Annotated in this window: 22 protein-coding genes; 9 read left to right on the top strand and 13 right to left on the bottom strand. The window is 66.8% G+C overall.

Annotated elements, in window-relative coordinates:
- Positions 1-17 precede the first annotated feature (17 nt).
- The 4 genes from KYT87_RS03980 to KYT87_RS03995 all read right to left on the bottom strand — a co-directional run bounded on the left by KYT87_RS03980 (position 18) and on the right by KYT87_RS03995 (position 4,205).
- Entirely contained in the window at positions 18-992 is a 975-nt protein-coding gene (locus KYT87_RS03980; RefSeq protein ID WP_046806480.1) for a tripartite tricarboxylate transporter substrate binding protein, read from the bottom strand.
- Between the two features lie 57 nt (positions 993-1,049).
- Positions 1,050-2,570, bottom strand: a complete 1,521-nt coding sequence (locus KYT87_RS03985; RefSeq protein WP_219991735.1) for a class I adenylate-forming enzyme family protein — start codon at positions 2,568-2,570, stop codon at positions 1,050-1,052.
- A gap of 61 nt (positions 2,571-2,631) precedes the next feature.
- Positions 2,632-3,804, bottom strand: a complete 1,173-nt coding sequence (locus KYT87_RS03990) for a thiolase (RefSeq protein ID WP_046806478.1) — start codon at positions 3,802-3,804, stop codon at positions 2,632-2,634.
- Entirely contained in the window at positions 3,801-4,205 is a 405-nt protein-coding gene (locus tag KYT87_RS03995; protein WP_219991736.1) for a Zn-ribbon domain-containing OB-fold protein, read from the bottom strand. Before KYT87_RS03995 ends, KYT87_RS03990 begins: the two co-directional genes overlap by 4 nt.
- A gap of 218 nt (positions 4,206-4,423) precedes the next feature.
- Between KYT87_RS03995 and KYT87_RS04000 the strand changes: the two genes are divergently transcribed.
- The 3 genes from KYT87_RS04000 to paaG are packed head-to-tail and all read left to right on the top strand — an operon-like array spanning position 4,424 to position 7,591.
- Positions 4,424-5,614 carry an acyl-CoA dehydrogenase family protein gene (locus KYT87_RS04000; protein WP_219991737.1) on the top strand — a complete coding sequence of 397 codons (1,191 nt, stop codon included), beginning with the start codon at positions 4,424-4,426 and terminating at the stop codon, positions 5,612-5,614.
- A gap of 31 nt (positions 5,615-5,645) precedes the next feature.
- On the top strand, positions 5,646-6,776 hold the full coding sequence (locus tag KYT87_RS04005; RefSeq protein WP_219991738.1) for an acyl-CoA dehydrogenase family protein: 1,131 nt from the start codon (positions 5,646-5,648) through the stop codon (positions 6,774-6,776).
- Positions 6,773-7,591, top strand: coding sequence for a 2-(1,2-epoxy-1,2-dihydrophenyl)acetyl-CoA isomerase PaaG (gene paaG, locus KYT87_RS04010; RefSeq protein WP_219991739.1), 819 nt, complete (start codon positions 6,773-6,775; stop codon positions 7,589-7,591). Before KYT87_RS04005 ends, paaG begins: the two co-directional genes overlap by 4 nt.
- 30 nt (positions 7,592-7,621) lie before the next feature.
- On the opposite strand, the gene KYT87_RS04015 is transcribed toward paaG, so the two are convergent.
- Positions 7,622-8,515: a LysR family transcriptional regulator gene (locus tag KYT87_RS04015; RefSeq protein WP_104143472.1), complete on the bottom strand. Its 894-nt coding sequence runs from the start codon at positions 8,513-8,515 to the stop codon at positions 7,622-7,624.
- 165 nt (positions 8,516-8,680) lie between these two features.
- Here KYT87_RS04015 and KYT87_RS04020 point away from each other — a divergent pair, with 165 nt between their 5' ends.
- Genes KYT87_RS04020 through KYT87_RS04035 form a run of 4 tightly spaced genes read left to right on the top strand, consistent with a single transcriptional unit; the run spans position 8,681 to position 12,424 of the window.
- The gene (locus tag KYT87_RS04020) at positions 8,681-9,511 is read left to right on the top strand and encodes a MaoC family dehydratase N-terminal domain-containing protein (protein WP_046806472.1); all 831 of its coding nucleotides are present in this window, start codon (positions 8,681-8,683) and stop codon (positions 9,509-9,511) included.
- A complete protein-coding gene (locus KYT87_RS04025; RefSeq protein ID WP_104143475.1) occupies positions 9,508-10,701 on the top strand; it encodes a CaiB/BaiF CoA-transferase family protein in 1,194 nt (397 codons plus the stop codon). The genes KYT87_RS04020 and KYT87_RS04025 overlap by 4 nt, the downstream gene beginning before the upstream one ends.
- Positions 10,698-11,531, top strand: coding sequence for a CoA ester lyase (locus tag KYT87_RS04030; RefSeq protein WP_219991740.1), 834 nt, complete (start codon positions 10,698-10,700; stop codon positions 11,529-11,531). The genes KYT87_RS04025 and KYT87_RS04030 overlap by 4 nt, the downstream gene beginning before the upstream one ends.
- Complete coding sequence (locus KYT87_RS04035) at positions 11,528-12,424, top strand: sugar kinase (RefSeq protein WP_046806469.1); 897 nt, start codon at positions 11,528-11,530, stop codon at positions 12,422-12,424. Before KYT87_RS04030 ends, KYT87_RS04035 begins: the two co-directional genes overlap by 4 nt.
- Before the next feature lie 95 nt (positions 12,425-12,519).
- Here KYT87_RS04035 and KYT87_RS04040 read toward each other — a convergent pair whose 3' ends face one another.
- Genes KYT87_RS04040 through hda form a run of 4 tightly spaced genes read right to left on the bottom strand, consistent with a single transcriptional unit; the run spans position 12,520 to position 15,799 of the window.
- On the bottom strand, positions 12,520-13,008 hold the full coding sequence (locus tag KYT87_RS04040; protein ID WP_219991741.1) for a 2-amino-4-hydroxy-6-hydroxymethyldihydropteridine diphosphokinase: 489 nt from the start codon (positions 13,006-13,008) through the stop codon (positions 12,520-12,522).
- Between the two features lie 3 nt (positions 13,009-13,011).
- Positions 13,012-14,403, bottom strand: a complete 1,392-nt coding sequence (gene pcnB, locus KYT87_RS04045) for a polynucleotide adenylyltransferase PcnB (RefSeq protein ID WP_104143481.1) — start codon at positions 14,401-14,403, stop codon at positions 13,012-13,014.
- Positions 14,403-15,101, bottom strand: a complete 699-nt coding sequence (locus KYT87_RS04050) for an HAD family phosphatase (protein ID WP_120153950.1) — start codon at positions 15,099-15,101, stop codon at positions 14,403-14,405. Before KYT87_RS04050 ends, pcnB begins: the two co-directional genes overlap by 1 nt.
- Entirely contained in the window at positions 15,098-15,799 is a 702-nt protein-coding gene (gene hda, locus KYT87_RS04055; RefSeq protein WP_046806465.1) for a DnaA regulatory inactivator Hda, read from the bottom strand. The genes KYT87_RS04050 and hda overlap by 4 nt, the downstream gene beginning before the upstream one ends.
- 391 nt (positions 15,800-16,190) lie before the next feature.
- Between hda and purM the strand changes: the two genes are divergently transcribed.
- Positions 16,191-17,240, top strand: a complete 1,050-nt coding sequence (gene purM / locus KYT87_RS04060; RefSeq protein WP_046806464.1) for a phosphoribosylformylglycinamidine cyclo-ligase — start codon at positions 16,191-16,193, stop codon at positions 17,238-17,240.
- 164 nt (positions 17,241-17,404) lie between these two features.
- On the opposite strand, the gene miaA is transcribed toward purM, so the two are convergent.
- Entirely contained in the window at positions 17,405-18,373 is a 969-nt protein-coding gene (gene miaA, locus KYT87_RS04065) for a tRNA (adenosine(37)-N6)-dimethylallyltransferase MiaA (RefSeq protein ID WP_219991742.1), read from the bottom strand.
- A gap of 2 nt (positions 18,374-18,375) precedes the next feature.
- Positions 18,376-20,508 carry a DNA mismatch repair endonuclease MutL gene (gene mutL, locus KYT87_RS04070; protein WP_219991743.1) on the bottom strand — a complete coding sequence of 711 codons (2,133 nt, stop codon included), beginning with the start codon at positions 20,506-20,508 and terminating at the stop codon, positions 18,376-18,378.
- A 102-nt stretch (positions 20,509-20,610) separates the two neighbouring features.
- Here mutL and KYT87_RS04075 point away from each other — a divergent pair, with 102 nt between their 5' ends.
- Positions 20,611-21,246, top strand: coding sequence for a VTT domain-containing protein (locus KYT87_RS04075; RefSeq protein WP_082134590.1), 636 nt, complete (start codon positions 20,611-20,613; stop codon positions 21,244-21,246).
- A 123-nt stretch (positions 21,247-21,369) separates the two neighbouring features.
- Here KYT87_RS04075 and KYT87_RS04080 read toward each other — a convergent pair whose 3' ends face one another.
- Positions 21,370-22,752 (bottom strand): N-acetylmuramoyl-L-alanine amidase, encoded by a 1,383-nt coding sequence (locus KYT87_RS04080; RefSeq protein WP_046806461.1) that lies wholly within the window; start codon positions 22,750-22,752, stop codon positions 21,370-21,372.
- Entirely contained in the window at positions 22,680-23,219 is a 540-nt protein-coding gene (gene tsaE, locus KYT87_RS04085) for a tRNA (adenosine(37)-N6)-threonylcarbamoyltransferase complex ATPase subunit type 1 TsaE (protein ID WP_046806460.1), read from the bottom strand. The genes KYT87_RS04080 and tsaE overlap by 73 nt, the downstream gene beginning before the upstream one ends.
- Between the last annotated feature and the right edge of the window lie 114 nt (positions 23,220-23,333).

Here is a 23,333-nt window from a genome sequence, read left to right on the forward strand (position 1 = left end):
GTGGGCTCCGGTAAGGGTCAGTTGGCCTGGATGTTGGCGCTTTGGATAACGTCCGACCACAAGGCGTACTCGCGGTCGATGCGGGATTGCAGGGCGGCGGAGTCGCCCGTGTTGATGGTGTAGCCGCCTTCGGTCATGGCTTTGCGGAACGCGGGGTCTTTGGACACGTCTTGCAGCGCGCGGGTCAGGCGGGCCGAAACGGCGTCGGGCAACTTCTTGGGGCCGACCAGCGCGTACCAGCCCACCACCTCGTAGTCCTTCATGCCGGCTTCGATCATGGTGGGCACGTCGGGCAGTTCGGGGTTACGGGTCTTGGACGTGACGGCCAGCGCGCGGGCCTTGCCGCTTTTGATGAACGGGATCGCGGTGCTGGTGATGTCGAACATGAAGGTCACCTTGCCGCTGATCACGTCCATCATGGCGGGCGAGTTGCCGCGATACGGCACGTGCAGCATCGACGCATCGGCCTGCTTTTTAAGCAGTTCGGCCGACAAGTGGTTGGACGCGCCGATGCCGGCGGATCCGAACGACACGGCGTCGGGGTGCGAGCGCGCGTAGCTGACCAGCTCGCCCACGTTCTTGGCGGGAATCTGCGGGCCGATCAACAGCACGTTGGCGTAATCGACCACCAGGCCGATCAATGAGAAGTCGTGGCGCGGGTCGAACAGCGTGCTGCGCTGGACCAGCGGCGACATGGTCAGCGTGGGGCTGGCGGCAAAGCCCAGCAGGTAGCCGTCGGGCGTGGCCTTGGCGGTGGCGTCAGAGGCGATCATGCCGCTGGCGCCCGCGCGGTTTTCCACGACGACGGTCTGGCCCAGCTTGTCGCCCAGGTATTTGGCAAAGACGCGGGCTGTGGTGTCCACGGGGCCGCCGGGCGCGTAGCCCACCAGCAGGCGGATGGGGCGGTCGGGGTACGTCTGCGCGCCGGCGCTGGACGCCATGGCGAAGGCGGCCGTGGCGGCGGCCACGGCAAAAAGGGTCTTGAGTTTCACGCTGTTGTCTCCTTGTGTATAGGTGGCCGGTCGTGGAGCGGAACAGCGGGTCCGCGCCTACGCCAGCCTTTCTTTCAGCGGTTGCTTGAGGATCTTGCCGCTGACGGTCGTGGGAATCGTGTCGATGGAAATGATGCGCGCGGGTCGCTTGTACGGCGCCAGCTGGGCGCGCAGGTGCAACATCAAGAGGTCGGTGTCGACGCGTGCACCCGGTAGCGGTTCGACGAACGCGATCACTTCTTCGTTCTGGTCGGCCGTGTTGCGACCGACCACGGCGGACAGGCGCACGCCCGGAAACGCGTTGATCACCGATTCCACTTCGATGGGATAGACGTTGAAGCCCGAGCGGATGATCAAGTCCTTGGAGCGGCCGGCGATGAACAACGCGCCGCTGTCGTCCACATAACCGATGTCGCCGGTGTTGAGCCAGCCGCCGGGCAGCAGCGCTTGCTCGGTCTGTTCGGGATTGCGGTAGTAGCCCAGCATGACGCCGGGGCCTCGGATCAGGATGTCGCCGCGTTGGCCGGGTTTCGGCGCGCCCGCGTCGGGGCTGCCCAGGCGCATTTCCACGCCGTCTACCGCGTAGCCGGCTGAGCAGTCATCGCGCGGCTCATCGATGCGCGTGATGAACATGGAGCCCGCGTATTCGGTGATGCCGTAGCCGTGATGCATCGCCACGCCAAAGTAGCGTTCGGCGTCGCGTTTCAATGTGGGGTCCAGCGCCGCGCCGCCGGTGTACAGATAGCGCAGGGCGGGGGCGCGCAGCTCGGCGCGCGGTGGCGCCACGGCCATCATGCGGCTGAACATGGTGGGCACGCCTTGCAGGATGCTGACGCCGGGATGCGCCAGCGCCTTGAAGGCGTCGTCGGCGTCGAAGCGGCTGCGCAGCACCAGGCTGGCGCCCGCGTGCACCGTGGCCATCAGCACCGTGGCGATGCCGAAGATGTGCGACATGGGCAACGCCGCGTAGCCGATGTCGTGCGGTGTCAAGCGCCGCGACGCTGCTGACACGCGCGCAAAATGCAGCAGGCCGCGATGCGGCACCAGCACGCCCTTGGGCGCGCCCGTGGTGCCCGACGTATAGATGACGGTGGCCACTTCCGAGGCCAGCGCATCGGTTTCAGCAGCGGTGGGCGTGGCGGCGCGCGCGGCCTGCACGCCCGGCCCCCACACGGCAGGGTCCGCATCCACCGCGCGGGCGTCAGCGGCATGCGCGGCGGCGGCGGACGACACGCCGGTGGTGTACAGCAGCAGTTCAGGCTGCGCGTGCTGGCGGATGTTGTCCACTTCGCGGCCGGACAGCCTCGCGTTCACGCCCACCGGCCACGCGCCCACCACGCCGCATCCGAACAGCGCGGCGATCATCGCGGTGCAGTTTTCCCCCACCATCAGCACACGATGGCCGGGCTGCACGCCTTGCCCGCGCAGCCAGTCGGCCACGGCCTGTACACGCTGCCATAGCTGCGCATAGGTGACGGTGCCGCCGCCTTCTTCGTACAGCACGATGGCGTCGGGTTGCCGGCGCGCTTGCCGGGCCAGCAGGTCATGGATGCGGGTAAGGGTTTCTGCTTGAGACATCGAAGGTGGCGTGTCAGTCAAAGTGCGGGTGAATCGATCAAAGCCGGGATCAAAGCCGGGATCACAGCGTGGCCTGGGTGCCCAGGATGGCGGTGGACTGGCTGGACAGCGTGCCGCCGTTGCCGTGCACCAGCGCCAGCTGCGCGTCGGCCACCTGCCTGTCGCCGCATTCCCCACGCAATTGCCGCACGGCTTCAATCATGATGAAGACGCCGTACATGCCGGGATGCACGCAGCACAAACCGCCGCCATTGGTGTTGACGGGCAGCCTGCCGCCCGGCGCAATCGCGCCGTCCGCGATGAAGTCCTTGGATTCGCCCTTGGCGCAAAAGCCCAGGTCCTCCAGGAACAGCAAAGTGTTGATGGTGAAGGCGTCGTAGAGTTCGACCACGTCGATATCGCGCGGCGACACGCCGGCCATGTCGAAGGCCTGCTTGCCCGACTGCGCGGCGGCCGTCACCGTCAGGTCGTGCATGGACGAGATCTGCCGGTTCCACACGGCGGTGGCGTTGCCCAGTACGTAGACAGGTGGACGCGGCAAGTCGCGCGCGCGGTCGGCGCGCACCAGCACAAAAGCGCCCGCCCCGTCGGTGACCAGGCAGCAGTCGCGCACGCTCAAGGGGTCGGACACCATGCGCGCCGACAGAATTTCATCCAGCGTCGTGGGTTGGCGCAGCTGCGCCTCGGGGTTCAACTGTGCCCATTGGTTGGCCGCCAACGCCACCTGCGCCAGATGCTCGCGGCGCGTGCCGTACTGGTGCATGTGGCGCGCCGCCGCCAGCGCGTATGACGACAGCGGGCTGAGCGGGTCGTAAGGGGTTTCATAGGGTTGCGGGTCGAACTGCTTGCGCACGCGGCCCACTTCGGCGCGGCTCAGGGTCGACGTGCGCTGCGTGCTGCCATAGCAGACCAGCACGGCGTTGCACTGGCCGGACGCCAGCGCGTGCATGGCCGGCAACAGGTGCGCGACGAAGCTGGAGCCGCCCAGCATGGTGCTGTCGATGAAGGTGGGGCGGATGCCCAGGTGTTCGATCACCGGCATGGCCCACATCGGCGCGGCCACGCTGGCGGTGCAGATGCCGTCAATGTCGCGCAGGGTCAGGCCCGCGTCGGCCACGGCGCGCTGCGCCGCCTGCACCAGGATTTCCATTTCGGTAAAGCCGTTGGCCTGTCCCAGGCCCGCATGGCCGACGCCGGCCACGGCCACCGCGCCGCGCAAATCGTTAAGCGTCATGCCGCCTCCTGCTTAGCGTCAAAGATCACCAGGCCGTGGCCATCCTGTTGAATCACACGGGCGCGCACGGCCATGCCGATGCGCACGTCGGCCGGCGCAACGCCTTCAACGCGGCTCATCATGCGCACGCCTTCGTGCAGGTCGATCAGCGCCACGTTGTAGTCGCCGCCCGCCTCGGGCTTGCGGCGCACAACGGTGGTGGAATAAACGGTGCCGCGTCCGTCGGCCGGCGTGAAGGCCAGCTTGTCCGCGCCGCAATGCGGGCAGACCATGCGGGGATAGAACACCGCGCGGTCGCAACCGCCACAGTGCTGGATAAGAAAGCGGCCCTGGTCGAGCGCCTGGCGGTACTGCGCCTCGACGCCCTGCGACACGCCTTCCTTGTGATCGGAAACAGTCATGGTGCGATGGGATTCCAGTGGATGACGGCTGCTAGTGTCGGTACTGCGCCAAGGTTCTGCCATTCTTCATTGCTGAAGCAGGCCTTTTGCGAAGCGGTAGTGGGCCGCTCGCGCCGTCCACGGTGTTGCCCTACATCCAGCGCGAAGCCGGTCTTCGGAAGAGGCAGATTGTGGGGCTGCCCGCGCCATGGCTAGATACCGGGCAAAGGAGGTAGACCATGAACCTGACCTGGACGCCGCAAGAGCGCCAATTCCGCGACGAGGTGCGCGCGTTTGCCGCCACCCGCCTGCCCGCCGACATCCGAGACAAGGTGTTGCGCCATCAGCGGCTGGAACGCGACGACTACGTGCGCTGGCACAACATCCTGGCGGACCAGGGCTGGGGCGCGCCGAACTGGCCGGTAGAGCACGGCGGCACCGGCTGGAACGCCTTGCAGCGCCTGATCTTCGAGGTGGAATGCTTCAAGGCTGGCGCGCCGCGCCTGCTGCCGTTCGGCTTGTCGATGATCGGCCCCGTGCTGATGAAATACGGCAGCGCGCAACAACAATCGCGCTTTTTGCCGCGCATCCCTCGGGTGCAGGATTGGTGGTGCCAGGGCTATTCCGAACCGGGTTCGGGGTCGGACCTGGCGTCGCTGAAAACACGCGCCGTGCGCGATGGCGATGATTACGTTGTCAACGGTCAGAAAACCTGGACCACGCTGGCGCAATACGCCGACTGGATGTTCTGCCTGGCCCGCACCGACCCCGACGCGCGCGCGCAACGCGGCATCTCGATGCTGCTGCTGGACATGCGCGCGCCGGGCGTGACGGTGCGCCCCATCCGCACGCTGGACGGCGGCCACGACGTCAATGAAGTCTGGCTGGAAGACGTGCGCGTACCGGTGGAAAACCTGGTGGGCGAAGAGAACCAGGGTTGGACCTACGCCAAGTACCTGTTGGGCCACGAGCGCACCGGCATCGCCGGGCTGGGCCATTGCCATCGCGAGCTGGGCATCTTGAAACACATGGCGGCGCAAGCGCAATCGCGCGGCAAGCCCTTGCTGGCCGACAGCCGTTTTCGCGACCGTATCTCGCGCATTGAAGTCGACATGATGGCGCTGGAAATGTTGTTGCTGCGCGTAGCGTCCAGCAACGACGGCACGCCCGGCCCCGAGGCCTCGGTGCTGAAGATTCGCGGGTCTGAGATCCAGCAGGATCTGGCCATGCTGCAAATGGAAGTGGCGGGGCCGGACGCCTGGCCCTACGACCCGGATTGGCTGCTGGCCGACCACGACGATCACGGGCCGGGCCCGGCGATGGCCGCGGCGTCGGGCGCGGGCTATGCCGATATGCGCAAGACGTCCATCTACGGCGGCACGACCGAAGTGCAGAAGGGCATCATCGCCCGCCTGGTGCTGGGCCTGTAGGCCCGCCGCGCCATCCGACAGGAAGACACGCATGGATTTCATCTATACCGAAGAACAGCGCATGCTGGCCGACAGCCTGCGCCGCCTGGTGGACCAGGCATGGACATTTCCCCAACGCCGCGCGCGCCAGGCCACCGGCACGGTGGACGCCCGCGCCTGGGCCGCGCTGGCCGAACTGGGCGTGCTGGGCCTGACCATTTCGCAGGACTTCGGCGGCTTTGGCGAAGTGCCGGCCAGCCTGCTGCCCGTGCACGTGGAACTGGGACGCGCGCTGGTGTCAGAACCCGTCATTCCCAGCGCGGTCATGGGCGCGGCATTGCTGGACGCGTGCGGCGACGCGGCGCGTGGCCGCTGGTTGCCGGGCATAGCCTCGGGCGAGACGATCGTTACCGTGGCCTATCAAGAACCCGGCCGTCGCTACGACACGCAGCCGCGCGAATGCCGCGCGGCCAAGACTGCCCAGGGCTGGCGGCTGGATGGCGCCAAGCATCTGGTGTGGCACGGCGCGGCGGCCAAAGCGTGGCTGGTCAGCGCATTGGGCGCCGAGGGCCAGACGGTGTTGCTGGCCGTGCCGTCGGACGTTGCCGGCGTGCGCGTCACCGACACGCCCACGCTGGACGGCGCGCGCTGCGCCCGGCTGGATTTCGACGCGGTGGGCCTACCCGCCGATGCCTTGCTGGCCGAAGGCGCGCAGGCCGACGACGCCCTGGCCCAGGCGTTGCAGTGGGGCACGGCGGCGCTGTGTGCGCACGCAGCGGGCGCGATCGACCGGCTGCTGGAAATCACCGTTGATTATCTGAAGACGCGCAAGCAATTCGGTCAGTCGCTGGCCTCGTTCCAGGCGCTGCAACACCGATTGGCCGAGATGCTGGTGGCCAAGGAACTGGCTTTGTCGATGGCGTATGTGGCCGTGGCCGCGCTGACCGAACCCGATGCCGTGCAGCGCCGCCGCATGATCGCGTCGGCCAAGCTGGAAGCCGCGCGCGCCGGGCGCCAGGTGGCGCAGATGGCGGTGCAGTTGCACGGCGGCATGGGCATGACCGACGAGCTGGAAGTGGGCGATTATTTCAAGCGGCTGACCATAGTGGATCCGTTGCTGGGCGACACGGCCGAACAACTGGCGGTGCTGGAGGAAGTGGCGATGTTGGAGGAGCAGGCATGAGCGCAACGCACGACAACGCAGCCGACGGCTACACGCAGATCCGCTTCACGGTGGAAGACGGCGTGGGCGTCATTACCCTGAACCGGCCGGACCGGCTCAACAGCTTTACGGAAGTCATGCACGGCGAACTGGCGCGCGCGCTGGATGTGATGGAGTCGCACGCCGGCCTGCGCGGCCTGGTCATCACCGGCGCGGGGCGGGGCTTTTGCGCGGGGCAGGATCTGAGCGAGCGCAAGCCCTCCGAGGACGGCTCGCGGCGCGACCTGAGCCTGATGCTGGAAAAGTGCTATCGCCCGTTGATCACCCGTTTGCGCGCGCTGCCGGTGCCGGTAGTGTGCGTGATGAACGGCGTGGCGGCGGGCGCGGGCGCCAGCCTGGTGCTGGCCTGCGACGTGGTGTTTGCCGCGCAGTCGGCCCGCTTTGTGCAGGCGTTCAGCAAGATCGGCCTGTTGCCGGATGCGGGCGGCACATGGTTTTTGCCCCGGCTGGTGGGCTCGGCGCGCGCGATGGGCGCGGCATTGTTTGGCGAGGCCGTCAGCGCCACCGAGGCCGCCGCGTGGGGGCTGATCTGGCGTGTCGTGCCTGACGACGCGGTGGTCGCCACCGTGTCGGACGTCACCGCCACATTGGCCGCCGGGCCAACGCGGGCCTACGCGGCTACCAAGGCGGCGCTGCACGCGTCCAGCGGCAATACGCTGGCCCAGCAGTTCGATCTGGAATGCCAGTTGCAGCGCGAGCTTGGCTACACCGACGACTACCTGGAAGGCATGCGCGCCTTTGCCGAAAAGCGGCCGCCCGCGTTCACCGGGACCTGAGCGACCGGTGCTTGCCTCGCGCCCTGAAGGTCAAGGCGCGCGGGGTACCTGGATCTGTTCGATCAGGTCACGCGCGCAGCCGGGCAGGGCGTCGATGTCGCGCACCAGCAGCTTACGTTCACGCACCACCCAGGGTTCATCCAGCTCTACCACGCGCAACTTGGTGTCGGCGCCATAGCGGCGCGCGGCGGAATCGGGAATCACGCCGATGCCCACGCCCGCCTGCACCATGCGGCAAATGGAATCGAAGCTGTACAGCTGGATGCGTTGCGGCAGGCGCTGGCCGCTGCGTTCCAGCTGGTCACGCAAGAAGGCCACCAGCGTGGAGCCTTCGTGCATGGTGATGAACGGGTAGCGCACGGCGTCCACCAGCTTGACCTTGTCCTGGTCTTGCAGCGGATGGCCGTTGGGCACCACCAGCACCAGCCGGTCGGTGCTGAAGTGGATGGCTTGCAGCTCGGGCGCATCGACCGGGCCGGCCACGATGCCCAGGTCGGTGGTGCCGTCCAGCACGCCGCGCACGATGTCGCGCGTCAGGCGTTCTTGCAGGTCCACCGTGACGCCCGGGTGCCCCGACAGGAACTGCGCCAGGATGTCGGGCATGAATTCGGTCACGGCCGTGGTGTTGGCAAAGATGCGGATGTGCCCGGCATCGCCGTCGGATTGCTCTTGGAAGTCGTGCTTCAGGTGGTCCACCTGCCGCATGATGACGCGGGCATGTTGCAGCAGTTTCTGCCCGGCGGGCGTGATTTCCACCCCACGGCTGTCGCGGTACAGCAGGCGGGAATTGAGCTGGTTCTCCAGCGCCTTGATCCGCACGCTGACGGCGGCCAGGGACAGATGCGCTCGTTTCGCGGCCTGGGTCAGGCTGGGGGATTCGGCGATGTGGATGAACAGGCGTAGGTCGGCTAGGTCGAAGTGCATGGGCCATATATTACGGCGCGCCGCGCCGGGCCTGGGCGTGGGCTGTCGATTCAGGCGCCGCAAACCCCGCCTTGAGGAAAAACGAATTCACAACGGGGACGGCTTGCGGGCATCCTTGACGCTTACCAACAATCCCACCGAACAACCCCACCAAAGGATATGGGCATGACTTCTACAGACCCGGCAGCCTGGATCGGCAGCGGCGAACGCAAGCCGGACGCCATGGACCCCGGCCACGCCGCGCGCATCGCGGCCACCCTGGGCGGTCAGGCGCCGGGCGTGGGCGAGGCCCTGCCGCCCTTGTGGCAATGGGCGTTTTTCATCAGCACGGTGGGCATGGACGGGTTGGGGACGGATGGGCACCCCGCGCGCGGCGGCTTCTTGCCGCCGGCACAGGACCGTAACCGCATGTGGGCGGGCGGCCGGGTGCAATGGCATCAGCCTTTGAAGGTGGGCGTGCCGGCCGAACGGGTGTCCAAGGTGCTCAAGGTGGAAGAGAAGGCGGGCCGCACCGGCGCGCTGCTCTTCGTCACCGTGCGCCATGAATACCATCAGGCCGGCGACATCGTCATCGAAGAAGAGCAGGACATCGTCTACCGCCAGCCGTCGCCGCCCAAGCTGTCGGGCAGCGAGCCCGCGCCCCAGGCGCAATGGCGCGACACCGTCAACCCCACGTCGGTGCTGCTGTTCCGCTATTCGGCGGTGACCTTCAACGGCCATCGCATCCATTACGACCACCCCTATGTCACGGACGTGGAAGGGTATCCGGGCCTGGTCGTGCACGGCCCCCTGATTGCCACCGAGATGGTTGCCGCCTTTACGCGCGCCCATCCCCGAGCTCGCCCTACGCACCTGAGCTACCGCGGCCTGCGTCCGCTGATTTCGCCTACGCCCTTCCAGGTGGCCGGCCGCTTGACCGAGCCGGGCGTCGCCCAGCTGTGGGCCGAGCAGGACGGCACGCTGGCCCATCAAGCCGAACTGAGGTTTACCGAATGAGCACACAGGCATCCCGCCCGTTGGACGGCATTACCGTCGTCAGCCTGGAACACGCCATCGCCGCACCCTTTTGCACCCGTCAACTGGCGGACATGGGCGCGCGCGTCATCAAGATCGAACGGCCCGGCAGCGGCGATTTCGCGCGCGGCTACGACGAACGCGTGCGTGGCCTGTCTTCGCATTTCGTCTGGACCAACCGGTCCAAGGAAAGCCTGACGCTGGACCTGAAGCGCGACGAGGCGGGCGGCATCATGGAACGCCTGCTGGAATCGGCCGACGTGCTGGTGCAAAACCTGGCGCCCGGCGCGGCGGCCCGGCTGGGGCTGTCGTTCGAGGCCCTCCATGCGCGCTATCCGCGCCTGATCGTCTGCGATATTTCCGGTTATGGCGAGGGCGGCCCGTATCAGGACAAGAAGGCGTATGACCTGCTGATCCAAAGCGAAAGCGGCTTTCTGTCGGTCACGGGCACTAAGGACGATCCGGTCAAGGCCGGGTGTTCCATCGCCGATATCGCGGCCGGCATGTACGCGTATTCGGCCATCCTGAACGCCTTGTTGCTGCGCCAGAAAACCGGCCTGGGCAGCCGCCTGGACGTGTCCATGCTGGAAAGCATGGTCGAGTGGATGGGCTTTCCGATGTACTACGCGTTCGAAGGCGCCAAGCCGCCCGTGCGCGCGGGGGCGGCGCATGCGTCGATCTATCCCTATGGCCCGTTTCCGGTGGGCGATGGCTCGACCATCATGCTGGGCCTGCAAAACGAACGCGAATGGCGGGTGTTCTGCGCGCAGGTGCTGCGCCAGCCCACGCTGGCGGAAGACGCGCGCTTTATCTCGAATTCGCAGCGCACCGCCAACCGCGACGCGTTGCGCGACCTGATCGTGGCGGCGTTTGCCGATCTGTCGATCGAACAGGTCACACAGCGGCTGGAAGATGCCCAGATCGCCAACGCCCGCGTCAATGACATGGCCGGCGTGTGGGCGCACCCGCAATTGCAGGCGCGCGCGCGCTGGAGCCAGGTCGACAGCCCGGCCGGCATGCTGCCCGCGCTGTTGCCGCCCGCCAGCAGCAGCGCATTCGCGCCGCGCATGGCCGCCGTGCCCGCCGTGGGCGAAAACACGGATGCGGTGCTAGCATCGCTGGGATACGCGCCCGATCAGGTGGCGCAATTGCATGCTTCGGAGGTCGTGTGACGCATTCCGTCGTTCGTAGCGCCCTGTTCGTGCCGGCGTCGCGCGCCGAGCGCATCCCCAAAGCGCTGGCCGCCGGGGCCGACACCGTTATCGTGGACCTGGAAGACGCTGTCGAGCATCTGGCCAAGGCGTCTGCCCGCGAGGCGCTGTGCGACTTCCTGGGGACGCATCACGACGCCCGCCTGTGGGTGCGCATCAACGACGCGTCCACGTCCTGGCACGACGATGACCTGAAAGCCTGCCGTGGCCGGCCCAACATCGCGGGCATCCTGCTGCCCAAGGCAGAAACACTGGCGCAGGTGCGGCACGTGGCGCAAACCGGTCTGCCCGTCATCCCCCTGATTGAAACCGCGCGCGGGCTGCTGAACGCGTCCGAAGTCGCGGCCACGCCCGGCGTGGCGCGGCTGGCGTTCGGCAGCCTGGACTACGCGCTGGACATGGGCCTGACCCCCGACACCCCCGGCGCCGAAACCGTGCTGGATCAGGCGCGCGTGCAGGTATTGCTGCACAACCGCGCCGCCGGGCTCGCGCCCGCGTTGGACGGCGTGTTTCCCGGCGTGCAGGACACGGCCGGGCTGGCCGCCGCGGCGGCGCGCGCGCAGCAGATGGGCTTTGGCGGCATGCTGTGCATCCACCCGGCGCAGGTGCCGGTGATTCACGCGGCCTTCGTGCCCGCGCGCGAAGAACTGGCCTGGGCGCGGCGCGTGGTGGCTGCACATCGCGAGACGGCGGCGGGCACCTTCATGCTGGACGGCAAGATGGTGGACGCGCCCGTGATCGCGCGCGCGCGGCTGGTGTTGGCGCAGGCCGGGGAACAGGCCCCCCCATGAGCCATGCGCTGTTCATCGGGCATACCTACATCGACGTCACCGTATTGGCCGACGAATGGCCCACCGGCGACGAAAAAAGCGTGGCGCGTGACTACGCCGTGTCCTTCGGCGGCAACGCCGTCACGGCGGCGTTTGCTTGCGGCAAGCTGGGCACGCCGCCCGACCTGATCTGTTCTTTGGCACCCGATTGGCTGGGCCACATGTACACCGACATGGCCGCCGCGCACGGCATCACGCTGCATGCGCGGCATGTGCGCCGGTCATCGTTGTCGTTCATCATGCCCAACCACGGCAAGCGCGCCATCGTGCGCGCGCGCGACGTGCAGTACCTGAATGATTTCCCCCGGCTGGATGTCGGCGCGTATCGCGCATTGCACCTGGACGGGCATCAGCCGGATGCCGCGCTGCACTATGCGCGCGCGTGCCGGCAGGCGGGCGTGCTGACGTCGCTGGACGGCGGCGGCGTGCGCGAGAACACCGACGAGCTGCTGCGCCATATCGACGTGGCCGTGTGCGCCGAGCGCATGTGCGAACAGCTGGAGCTGAGCCCAGCCCGGCTGCTGGACCTGCTGAAGGCGCGCGGCTGCCGCATCGGCGCCGTCACGATGGGCGAGCGCGGCATGCTTTGGTATGACGAAACGGGGCGCGTCGACACCTTGCCATCGCTGGATGTGCCGGGCGAACGCATCGTGGATACCTCGGGCGCGGGCGACGTGTTTCACGGCGCCTATGTGTGGTCGTATTTGAACCGGCCGGAACTGCCCTGGTTGGAACACTTCACCTTTGCGCGCGCGGCGTCGGCGCACAAGATCCAGCACTTGGGCAACGAGGCCGGGTTGCCGCAAGTGGAAGACGTGGAACGCGCGATGATGGCGTTTGCGCCTAAAGCGTAGGCGCGGGGGCGGTCGGCGGGGGCAGGCGCCAGGGGTGGCATCGGGGCAGGCATCCGGGCAGCCATCGAGCCCAAGCTTGCAGGCTGCCTGCCCGATCAATCCGGCAAGCGTTCGATCGCCTGATCGCGGATCTGGGCGACCCACGTCGAAATCGGCCGGCCATTCACCAGCATGTCCGGCGCCAGGTCGTGCAGCGGCAGCAGCACGAACGCGCGTTGATGCATGCGCGGATGCGGCAGGGTCAGCCGTTCGTGATCCAGCAACACGTCGCCGTATGTCAACAGATCAAGATCCAGCGTGCGTGGGGCGTTCTTGTAAGGGCGCAGCCGCCCGTGCTGGTTTTCCAGCGCCTGTAGCGCATCCAGCAATGCCAACGGCGGCAGCCGGGTGTCCAGCGCCGCCACCGCATTGACGAAGTCGGGGCCGGCGGCGTCCACCGGCGCGCTGCGGTAGAACGGCGACGCCGTCACGGCGTCGATGCCGTCCGTGGCCTGCAATTGGGCCAGCACGCGGCGCAAGGTGGCCGCGCTGTCGCCCAGATTGGCGCCCAGGCCGATATAGGCGCGGACCAAAGCGGGCGACACGGTTTACTCGGGGGTGGCCGGGCCGCGCGACGGCGAACGGCGCGGACGCCGGCGCTTGCGCGTGCCGGTCGACGCAGCGGGGCCGCCCATGCCGCCCATGCCGCCATCGCCCGCCTCGCGCGGCAGGCGCGCCACTTCTTCGATCATGTCGGCGCGCGTCACGTCGTCGGCATTGGCCAGGTCCATCCACCACTGTGCCAACACACTGTCGAATTCGCCGGCAGCGGCGCGCAATTGCAGGAAATCGCAGGCGGCGCGGAAGCGCGGTTGTTCGATCATGCGGAAAATCGTCTTGCCCATGCGGCGCTCGAAACGCGGCTGCATGAACCAGATCTCGCGCATGTCGGACGAGAAGCGACGCTGGATGGCCAGCTTTTCCGTCTGTTCGTCCAGCACCGAATCGGCGGCCTGGGACAGCGCGGGTATGGTGTGCTCGCCCTGCGCGCGCAACTGCTTCCAGCGCACATCCACCTGCTGCCACAGCAGCGCGGCAAACAGGAAGCTGGGGCTGACGGTCTTGCCGGCGCGCACGCGGGCGTCGGTGCGTTCCAGCGCCAGCTCCACGAAGTGTTCGCCGCCGGGCTGCTCCAGCACCACGTCCAGCAAGGGCAGCAGGCCGTTGTGCAGGCCGTCGGCGCGCAGCTGGCGCAGGCAGTCCATGGCGTGGCCGCAGGTCAACAGCTTGAGCATTTCGTCGAACAGGCGCGAGGCCGGCACGTTTTCGATGAGCTCGGCCATGGTGCTGATGGGCTCGCGCGTGGCGGGGTCGATCGTGCCGTTGAGCTTGGCGGCGAAACGCACGGCGCGCAGCATGCGCACCGGGTCTTCGCGGTAACGCTTGACCGGGTCGCCAATGATGCGGACCTGGCGTTTTTTCAGGTCGGCCACACCGTTGTGGTAGTCGATGACTTCCTCGGTGTGCGGGTCGTAGTACAGCGCGTTCATGGTGAAGTCGCGGCGCTTGGCGTCTTCTTCTTGTGACCCGAACACGTTGTCGCGCAGGATGCGGCCGTGCTCATCGGTTTCCTGCTCTTCGGACGCCGGGGCGCGGAAGGTGGAGGTTTCGATGATTTCCTGGCCAAACACCACGTGCACCAGCTGAAAGCGGCGGCCGATGATGCGCGCGCGGCGGAACAGCGGGCGGATCTGTTCGGGCGTGGCGTTGGTGGCCACGTCGAAATCCTTGGGTTCCAGTCCGACGATCAGGTCACGCACCGCGCCGCCCACGATATAGCCTTCGTAGCCGTGCTGGCGCAAGACTTCGCAGACCTTGATGGCGTGGCGAGAAACGTTACGGCGATCAATGCCGTGCTTGTCGCGCCCAATGCGCAACGGCCCCCGGGGTGCCGGCGCGAACAAGCGGCCGACGAATTTTTTTATGGTTTCAGTGATCATTAGGACTTCGAGTCTTCCATGTGGTCGAACAAGTCGATCACTTGCCAGCCACGGTCCTTTGCGATGGTGCGCAAGGTCGGGCTGGGGTTGGCGGCGATCGGACGGGTCACCTTTTCCAGCAGAGGCACATCATTGACCGAATCGCTATAGAAAAACGATTCGGGGAAATCCGCAAGCGCCAATCCCAGATTGGACAGCCATTCGTTCACGCGCACAACCTTGCCTTCCTTGAAACTGGGCGTGCCCAGGATGCGGCCGGTATAGCGCCCGCGCAGGTATTCGGCGTCGGTGGCGACCAGGTAGGGCACGCCGAAGGCGCGCGCGATGGGGGCGGTGACAAAGCTGTTGGTGGCCGTGACGATGGCGCACAGGTCGCCGGCGTCCAGGTGGGATTGCACCAGCGCGCGCGCGTCGGCCGTGATGGACGGGCGGATGACTTCGCGCATGAATTCTTCGTGCCAGTCGGCCAGGTCGAACGGCGAATGCGCCGCCAGCAGGCCCAGCATGAATTCGGCGGCCTGTTCGGCGGTGAGTTCACCGCGGTTGTAGCGGTCCATCAGGTCGTCGTTCTGGCGACGGGCCTGGACGGGGTCTCCCGCGCGGCCGGTGCGGGCCAGGTAGTCGGCCCATTGATAGTCGCTGTCCAGCGGCAACAGGGTGTGGTCCAGGTCGAACAGGGCGAGACGTCGGGATGTCATGTGCGTTGCGAATCAGGATCTGCGAGCATGGCGCGCAGCAATGGCAGGGTGATGGGACGGCCGGTGGCCAGGGAATAGCGGTCAAGCGCGTCGATCAACGCGGCCAGTTTGCGGATGTCGCGTTCGTGATGAATCAGCATCCAGTTGATGATTTCGGGCGCCAGGTGCATGCCGCGTTCGGCGGCCTGCGCGGACAGCGCGGCCAGCTTGTCGGCGTCGGACAGCGGGTCCAGGCGAAACACCAGGTCCCAGCCCAGGCGGGTGCGCAGGTCTTCGCGCAGCGGCATGGACAGCGGGGCGCGGTCGCCGGCCAGCGCCAGCGCAAACGCGCGGCCCGTGGCGGCGGATTCACGCCAGCGGTTGTACAGCGCGAACAAGGCGGCCTGGCGGCTGTCGTCCATGCGGTGCACGTCGTCAACCGCCACGAATTTGGGCATGGGCGATTTGGAATCGGCTTCGGCCAGGCGGCGCAGCATGGTTTCGCCCTTGGCCGGATCAACGAAGACGGCGTCCGGCCGCGCGGTCAGGGCGCGCAGCAGGTGAGTGCGGCCGCAGCCCGCGGCGCCCCATATATACAGCGCGCGACCCGGATTGAGCGCGCGCACGGCCGCCAGCGCTTCCCCGTTGGGGCCGGCGATATAGTTGTTCAGCGATGGCGCTGGCGCGGGAAGAACGTCGAGCAGCAGCTGGCGGTTCATGAGAGGTTATCAATCAGGCTTGTTCGGTACTTCCAATGCCCTGCGCGGTACGTCTGCGCAAGGCTCGCTGCGGCGCGATGGGCATGCCGGTGTTGCCGGAAAAGCCAAAAAACGGTGATACACGGGGCCGATTCGGGTAATGCCCGCCAGAAACTGGCAAAATCCAACCCGGCCAACCCAACACTTTAAACCACCTGGGGGGATGGTGTCGCGCTCAAGGGCTTTGCCAGGCTTGGGTTTGCGCCCTTTTTGCCCCCCGGCCAGCCCGTCTCGCCCCCGCCGCTTTCGCGGCGCCCGGCCAGTCCGAACCCTGCACAGGCCCGCAACATCGTAAAATGCGGGGCGTTCCACCAAATTCCCAGCAATTGTTACATACCCCACGGCATTTCTCATGACGAATCAACCTAAAGCCCCCTTGACCTACCGCGATGCCGGTGTCGACATCGACGCAGGCGACGCCCTGGTCGACCGTATCAAACCCCTCGCCGCGCGCACCATGCGCCCCGGGGTGCTGGCCGGTATCGGCGGCTTTGGCGCGCTGTTCGAAGTGCCCAAGAAGTACAACGAGCCCGTGCTGGTGTCGGGTACCGACGGCGTGGGCACCAAGCTGCGCCTGGCGTTCGAATGGAACCGCCACGACACCGTGGGCATCGACCTGGTCGCCATGAGCGTCAACGACATCCTGGTGCAGGGCGCCGAGCCCCTGTTCTTCCTGGACTACTTTGCCTGCGGCAAGCTTTCGGTGGACACGGCGGCGTCGGTGGTGGGCGGCATTGCCAAGGGCTGCGAATTGTCGGGCTGCGCGCTGATCGGCGGTGAAACCGCTGAAATGCCGGGCATGTACCCGGACGGCGAATATGATCTGGCCGGCTTTGCGGTGGGCGCGGTGGAAAAGTCCGCGATCATCGACGGCAAGTCGATCAAGCCGGGCGACGTGGTGCTGGGCCTGGCCTCCAGCGGCGTGCACTCCAACGGTTTTTCGCTGGTGCGCAAGATCATCGAACGCGCCGGCGCCAAGCCGACCGACGACTTCCACGGCCAGCCGCTGGTTGACGTGGTGATGGCGCCCACGCGCATCTACGTCAAGCAAGTCCTGGCCGCGCTGGCCAAGCACGGCACCGACATCAAGGGCCTGGCCCACATCACCGGCGGCGGCCTTCTGGACAACGTGCCGCGCATCCTGCAAGCCGGCCTGTCGGCCAAGCTGCATCGCGACGGCTGGGAAATGCCCAAGCTGTTCCAGTGGCTGCAAGAGCAGGGCGGCGTTGAAGACACGGAAATGCACCGCGTCTTCAACTGCGGCATCGGCATGGTGCTGGTGGTGGATGCGGCCCAGGCCGACGCCATCGCCGCGACCTTGCGCGAGCAAGGTGAAACGGTCAACAAGATCGGCGAAATCGTCGCGCAGACCGAAGGCATGGCGCAAACCTTCGTGGTGTAAGCCCGACTGGTTTCGCTTCGCGTGCATGAGCATGAAATAACCCGCCGTTGGCGGGTTTTTTCATGGGCGGGCCCGAAGCAGCTACTCGTGCTGCCGCCGGCGTTTCGCCGCGTTTCGCCACGTTTTGCCACGCGCGAGGCGCGACTTGGCCAAGCATCATTCTGCTACAAGCGCTTGCCCGCCAGCGCCAGCGCCACGGCGTCGATGGTTTGCGCCACCGCGTCGCTGGCCAGGCAGTCGACGATGACGCGGTCGGGCTGGGCGCGCAGCCAGGTGATCTGGCGCTTGGCTAGTTGGCGCGTGGCGGCAATGCCCTGTTCACGCGCGGTGGGCAGGTCGACCTCGCCGTCCAGATGCGCCCACATCTGCCGATAGCCCACGCAGCGCACGGACGGCAGGCCCGGATGCAGATCGGGCCGGGCGCGTAGCGCGCGCACTTCGTCCAGCAGGCCGTTGGCCAGCATGGCGTCAAAGCGCTGTTCGATGCGCGCGTGCAACGCGGCGCGCTCCGACGGTTCAAGGCTGATGGTCAGGTAGTGGTTGGCGTCGTCGTCGGGCTTTTGCTGGCCGCGCGACAGCAATGCGGACATCGGCTGGCCCGCCAACTGGCAGATTTCCAGCGCGCGCTGGATGCGCTGGCTGTCATTGGGCGCCAGGCGCGCCGCCGTGATGGGATCTTGCCGCGCCAGTTCGGCATGCAGCGCGGGCCAGCCCTGGATGGCGGCGCGCGCTTCGATTTCGGCGCGCAAGGCGGGGTCCGCCTGAGGCAGGTCGTCCAGCCCATCGCGCAGGGCCTTGTAGTACATCATCGTGCCGCCGGCCAGCAGCGGAATGCGCCCGCGCGCACGGATCTCGTCGATCAATCGCAGCGCATCGGCGCGAAACTCGGCGGCCGAATACGACTGCGCGGGGTCCAGGATGTCCAGCAGGTGCTGCGGTACGTGGGCCTGTTCCTCGGGCGAGGGCTTGGCGGTGCCGATGTCCATGCCTCGGTAGATGGTGGCCGAATCGACGTTGACGATTTCCATCGGCCAGCGCTCGGCCAGGGCCAGGGTGGACGCGCTTTTGCCGGCGGCCGTGGGGCCGGCCAGGCAAATCACCAGCGGAGTATCGGGGGGCAGGGAAGAGGGCAAACTTATTGTCCGCGCAGAAAGAGCTTGTCCAGGTCGGACACCGACCATTGCACCCAGGTCGGGCGGCCGTGGTTGCACTGGTCGGCGCGCTCGGTGGCTTCCATCTGGCGCAGCAGCCCGTTCATTTCTTCGATGGTCAACCTGCGGTTGGCGCGCACCGATCCGTGGCACGCCATGGTGGACAGCAGTTCGTTGCGTTGTTCGGTCAACAGGCGCGATACGCCCACGGCACCAAGGTCACGCAACACCGCGCGCGCCAGCGTTTCGATATCGCCACGCGCCAGGATGGCGGGCACCGAGCGCACGGCGATGGACGTGGGGCCGGACGGGCGCATCTCGAAACCCAGCTCGCTGAGCTGCTCTTCAAATTCCTCGATCAGCGCCACGTCTTTTTCCTGGGCGTGGAACACCACCGGCACCAGCAGGTCCTGGCGCGGCAGGCTGCGCGCGTCCAACGCCTGCTTAAGCTGTTCGTAGACGACGCGCTCGTGCGCGGCGTGCATGTCCACCAGCACCATGCCCCGGCGGTTCTGCGCCAGGATGTAGATGCCGTGCAGTTGCGCCAGCGCCATGCCCAGCGGATGTTCCTCGTCCATGGGCAGGGAGGGCGCGGGCCGGGGCTCGCTGACCGGCGTGACCTTGGCGGCCGTGTCGTCGTTCAGGGGGCGATACAGGGATTGCCAGTCGGCGGCGGGGATGCCGGCAGGCTCGCTATGCAGGCGGAACGGCACCTGGGTGTGAGCGCGTTGCGGCGCGGGCGACGGGCGCAGGCCGTAGGCGGCGTTCTGGCCGGTGTAGCCGGGGCGTAGGGCGTTCGGCGCGGTACCGGAGGCACCGTGGCCGTCCTGAGTGCGTGCGTGGGCGGAGGCGGCGTCGGCGACAGTGTGACCGGCATCGGCGCCGGCGCCGGCGCCGAAGCCCGACCCAGAAGCCAAGCTCGATCCAGAACCCGATCCGGAAACTGAACCGGCCCCCAAGCCCGAGCCGGAACCCAAGCCCGAGCCGGCCGCCAAGCCAGAGCCGGACCCCAAGCCAGAACCCGAACCCAAGCCAGAACCGGAGCCCCCTGCCGCCGTGGCCGACGCCACGGTCTCAAAGCCGCCGTCTTCCTCCTGCTCCTGCCGCGAAGGCGTGACGGCGGACGAGCCGCCCGTCTGCGCCAGCGTCTGGCCCACGGCGTGCGACACAAAACGGTGCACCGCGCCGCTATCGCGGAAGCGGACTTCGTGTTTGGCCGGGTGTACGTTCACGTCCACGGCGGCCGGGTCTATGTCCAGGAACAGCACGTACGCGGGTTGGCGGTCGCCGTGCAGCACGTCGGCGTAGGCGGCGCGCAGCGCGTGGCTGACCGTGCGGTCGCGCACGTAGCGGCCGTTTACGTAAAGGTATTGGCGGTCGGCGCGGGCGCGGGCGGCGGTCGGGCGGGTGATCATCCCGGCCAAGCTCACCGTGCCGACCGAGTGCGACAGCAGCAGCCCGTGCTCGGCGAATTCCGCGCCCAGCACGTCGCGGATGCGCTGGGGCGGCTCGGCCGGCAACCATTGCCGCTGCGCGCGATCATGGTGGAACAGGCGGAACGCAATCTGCGGATGCGCCAGCGCGATGCGTTCCATCGCGTCAACGCAATGGCCGAATTCGGTGGCCTCGGACCGCAGGAATTTGCGCCGCGCCGGCACGGCGTCGAACAGCTGCCGCACGTCCACGGTGGTGCCCGGTGGGCCGGAAGCGGGGCTGACCTGCATGCTGCCCGCATCGATCTGCCAGGCATGCTCGCCGTCGCGGGTGCGCGAAATGATGGTCACCTGGGCCACCGAGGCAATCGACGCCAGGGCCTCGCCCCGAAACCCCATCGACGCTACCGATTCCAGCTCGTTCAGCGAGCGGATCTTGCTGGTGGCGTGGCGCGCCAGCGCCAGCGGCAGCTCGTCGGGCGGAATGCCGCCGCCGTCGTCCGTGACGGCAATGCGGCGGATGCCGCCGCCTTCCAGGCGCACTTCAATGGCGCGGCCGCCCGCATCGATGGCGTTCTCAAGTATTTCCTTGAGCACGGAGGCGGGCCGCTCGATGACTTCGCCAGCGGCAATCTGGCTGATCAACAGGTCGGGAAGCGCAAGAATGGAACGGCGTTCTGTCATTAGGCTTAAGTCTGATGGTGCTGTGTGGACGATTTTAGCGTCATGGGCCGGTGGGCTATAGTCGCGAAGGTTTAACCTTCCTTCCGACTTCCAGGCCGCTGAATGCTCGAATTTTTCAATATGGTCCTCCACATCGACAAGACGCTGGGCGTCTGGGTCGCGCAATATGGCGTGTGGGTGTACCTGGTGCTGTTCCTGATCGTATTCGCCGAGACCGGCTTGGTCGTGTTGCCGTTCCTGCCCGGCGATTCCCTGCTGTTCATCGCGGGCGCATTCGGCGCCACGGGGCATATCGACCCGGTGTTGATGGCCGTGCTGCTGATCGTGGCCGCCATTTCCGGAAACACGCTGAACTACATGATAGGGCGCTACATCGGCCCGCGTGTGTTCTCCATGAACTTGCGCTTTCTGGACCGGGGCGCGCTGATGCGCACGCACGCGTTCTATGAAAAGCACGGCGGCAAGACGATCGTCATGTCGCGCTTCATTCCCGTTGTGCGCACGTTCGCGCCCTTCGTGGCGGGCGTGGCCGATATGTCGATGTCGCGCTTCCAGATGTTCAACATCCTGGGCGCCCTGTTCTGGGTGATCAGCCTGGTGGCGGCCGGTTATTTCTTCGGCAACATCCCGCTGGTACGCGAACACCTGAACACCATCGTCCTGCTGGGCCTGGCCGCCGCCATCGTGCCCGTGGTGGGCGCGGGCGTGTTCAAGCTCATCAAGTCACGCCGGGCGTAACAGCCCAAGGGCCACCCCGCGCAACGCTGCGCGGGGTCGAAAAAAGGGCGATGCGCCATCAAGCGCATCGCCCTTTTTTTATCCCGACCGTTGTTGCGGTTGTTGGGGGTTACGCCGGCGGGTTCAGCTGACGTCGCCCAGACGCGCCAGCGGCGGGTTGGCCGTGAAGTAGCGTTGAATGCCGGTCATCATGGCTTGCGCCAGTTTGTCCTGGTGCGAATTGCTGCGCAACAGGGCTTCTTCCTGCGGGTTGCTGATGAAGGCGGTTTCGACCAGTACCGAAGGGATGTCCGGCGCTTTCAGCACGGCAAAGCCGGCCTGCTCGACGCTGTTCTTGTGCAGGCGGTTGATCTTCTTGATTTCGTCCAGGAAGGCGTTGCCCACCTTGAGCGAATCGTTGATCTGCGCGGTGGTGGACAAGTCCAGCAGCACCTTGGCCACCTGACGGTCGTGGCTGCCCAGGTTGACGCCGCCGATCAAGTCGGCCGCGTTTTCCTTGTCGGCCATCCAGCGCGCCTGCGCGCTGGACGCGCCACGTTGCGATAGCGCGAACACCGACGAGCCGTTGGCCGACGGCTTGACCCAGGCATCGGCGTGGATCGAGATGAACAGGTCGGCATGCACGCGGCGGGCCTTTTGCACGCGGACATGCAGCGGCACGAAATAATCGTCGTCGCGGGTCAGGTAGGCGCGCATGTAGGGCTGGCTGTCGATCAGCGCTTTCAGGCGCCGGGCGATGCGCAGCACCACGTCTTTTTCGCGCAGGCCGCTGCTGCCGATGGCGCCGGGATCTTCGCCGCCGTGGCCGGGATCAAGCGCGATGGTCAGCATGCGCTGCTTGCCACGGCCGGCGGTGGCCGGGGGCGACTTGGGCGCGGTGGGCAGGGGCGGGGCCGGCTGCTGGCCGCGCACGCGCGGCGGCTCGGGCGGGTCGGCCCGCGTAACCGGGTTGCGCTGGATGTCTTCCAGGATGCGCGCCAGGGGGTCGTCGACGTCGGGGCCGCTTTTGTTCAGGATCGCCACCAGCGGGTCCTGGGCGATCTTCGGGTACAGGTCCAGCACCAGGCGGTACTGGTAGTCGGCCACGGGCTTGAGCGTGAACACCTGCGGCGCCACGGGCTGCTTCAGGTCGAACACCAGCCGCACCACGTTCGGGCGGTTCTGCGCCACGCGCAGGCTTTGGATATAGGGGTCGTCGGGGCGAACCTTGGAGACGAGGTCGTTCAAGGCCGCGCTAAGGGTCAGTCCCTCGATATCGACCACCAGCCGGTGGGGATTTTCAAGCGTGAATTGTTCCGCCTTCAGCTCGCTATCGAGCTCCAGCGTGACCCGGGTGTATTCGTCGGCCGGCCAGGTACGTACGGCCAGGATCGTTGCCGCCTGCGCCAGACGCGGCAGGACCGGCAAGACGAGCAGAGTGGCGGCGACGCTGATCAGGCGTCGTCGGGTGGCGCCTGCCGAGGGAAGGGCGCCGTCTTTGGCGGGGGGACAATCGCGTTCAACCATGTTTGTCCTCGTGCGGTGTACGCGGTCAGGGTGGCGTCGCGGCCCTCATCGGCATAAGCCAGGGAAATCAGCAAGTCGGGCGGGGGCAAAAGGCCCTCGGCCCGCTCCGGCCATTCGATCAAAACCACCGCGTCTTCACGCAGTAAATCCCGAAATCCTGCGTCCAACCATTCGCGCGAATCACTAAATCTATAAAAATCAAGATGATAGAAGTATAAGTTAGAAACTTTATAGGATTCAAGCAGCGCGTAGCTGGGACTTTTGATTCGGCCGGTGATGCCGCATTCGCGCAACAGGGCGCGGGTGAAGGCCGTTTTGCCCGCGCCAAGGTCGCCTTGCAGGTGTATGCAGGCGCCGGCGGGCTTGGTCTGTCCCCCGGAAACCAACGGGGCAAGCTGCCGCGCCAGCGATTCCGTGGCGGCTTCGTCGGGCAGGTGCAAGGTCAGGCTGCAAAGAGGGGCGGACATGGCGCGGGGCGAGTGGTAAAAAACGGTGAAGGGATTTCGGATTTCCGCAATTATAGGAATGCGGGTTTCTGCTAATCTATTTAGTGATTTTCATTCTCAATAAGTCGCTTGCGG

This window comes from Achromobacter sp. ES-001 (assembly GCF_019448355.1).
GTDB classification, from domain to species: Bacteria; Pseudomonadota; Gammaproteobacteria; order Burkholderiales; family Burkholderiaceae_B; genus Achromobacter; species Achromobacter spanius_B.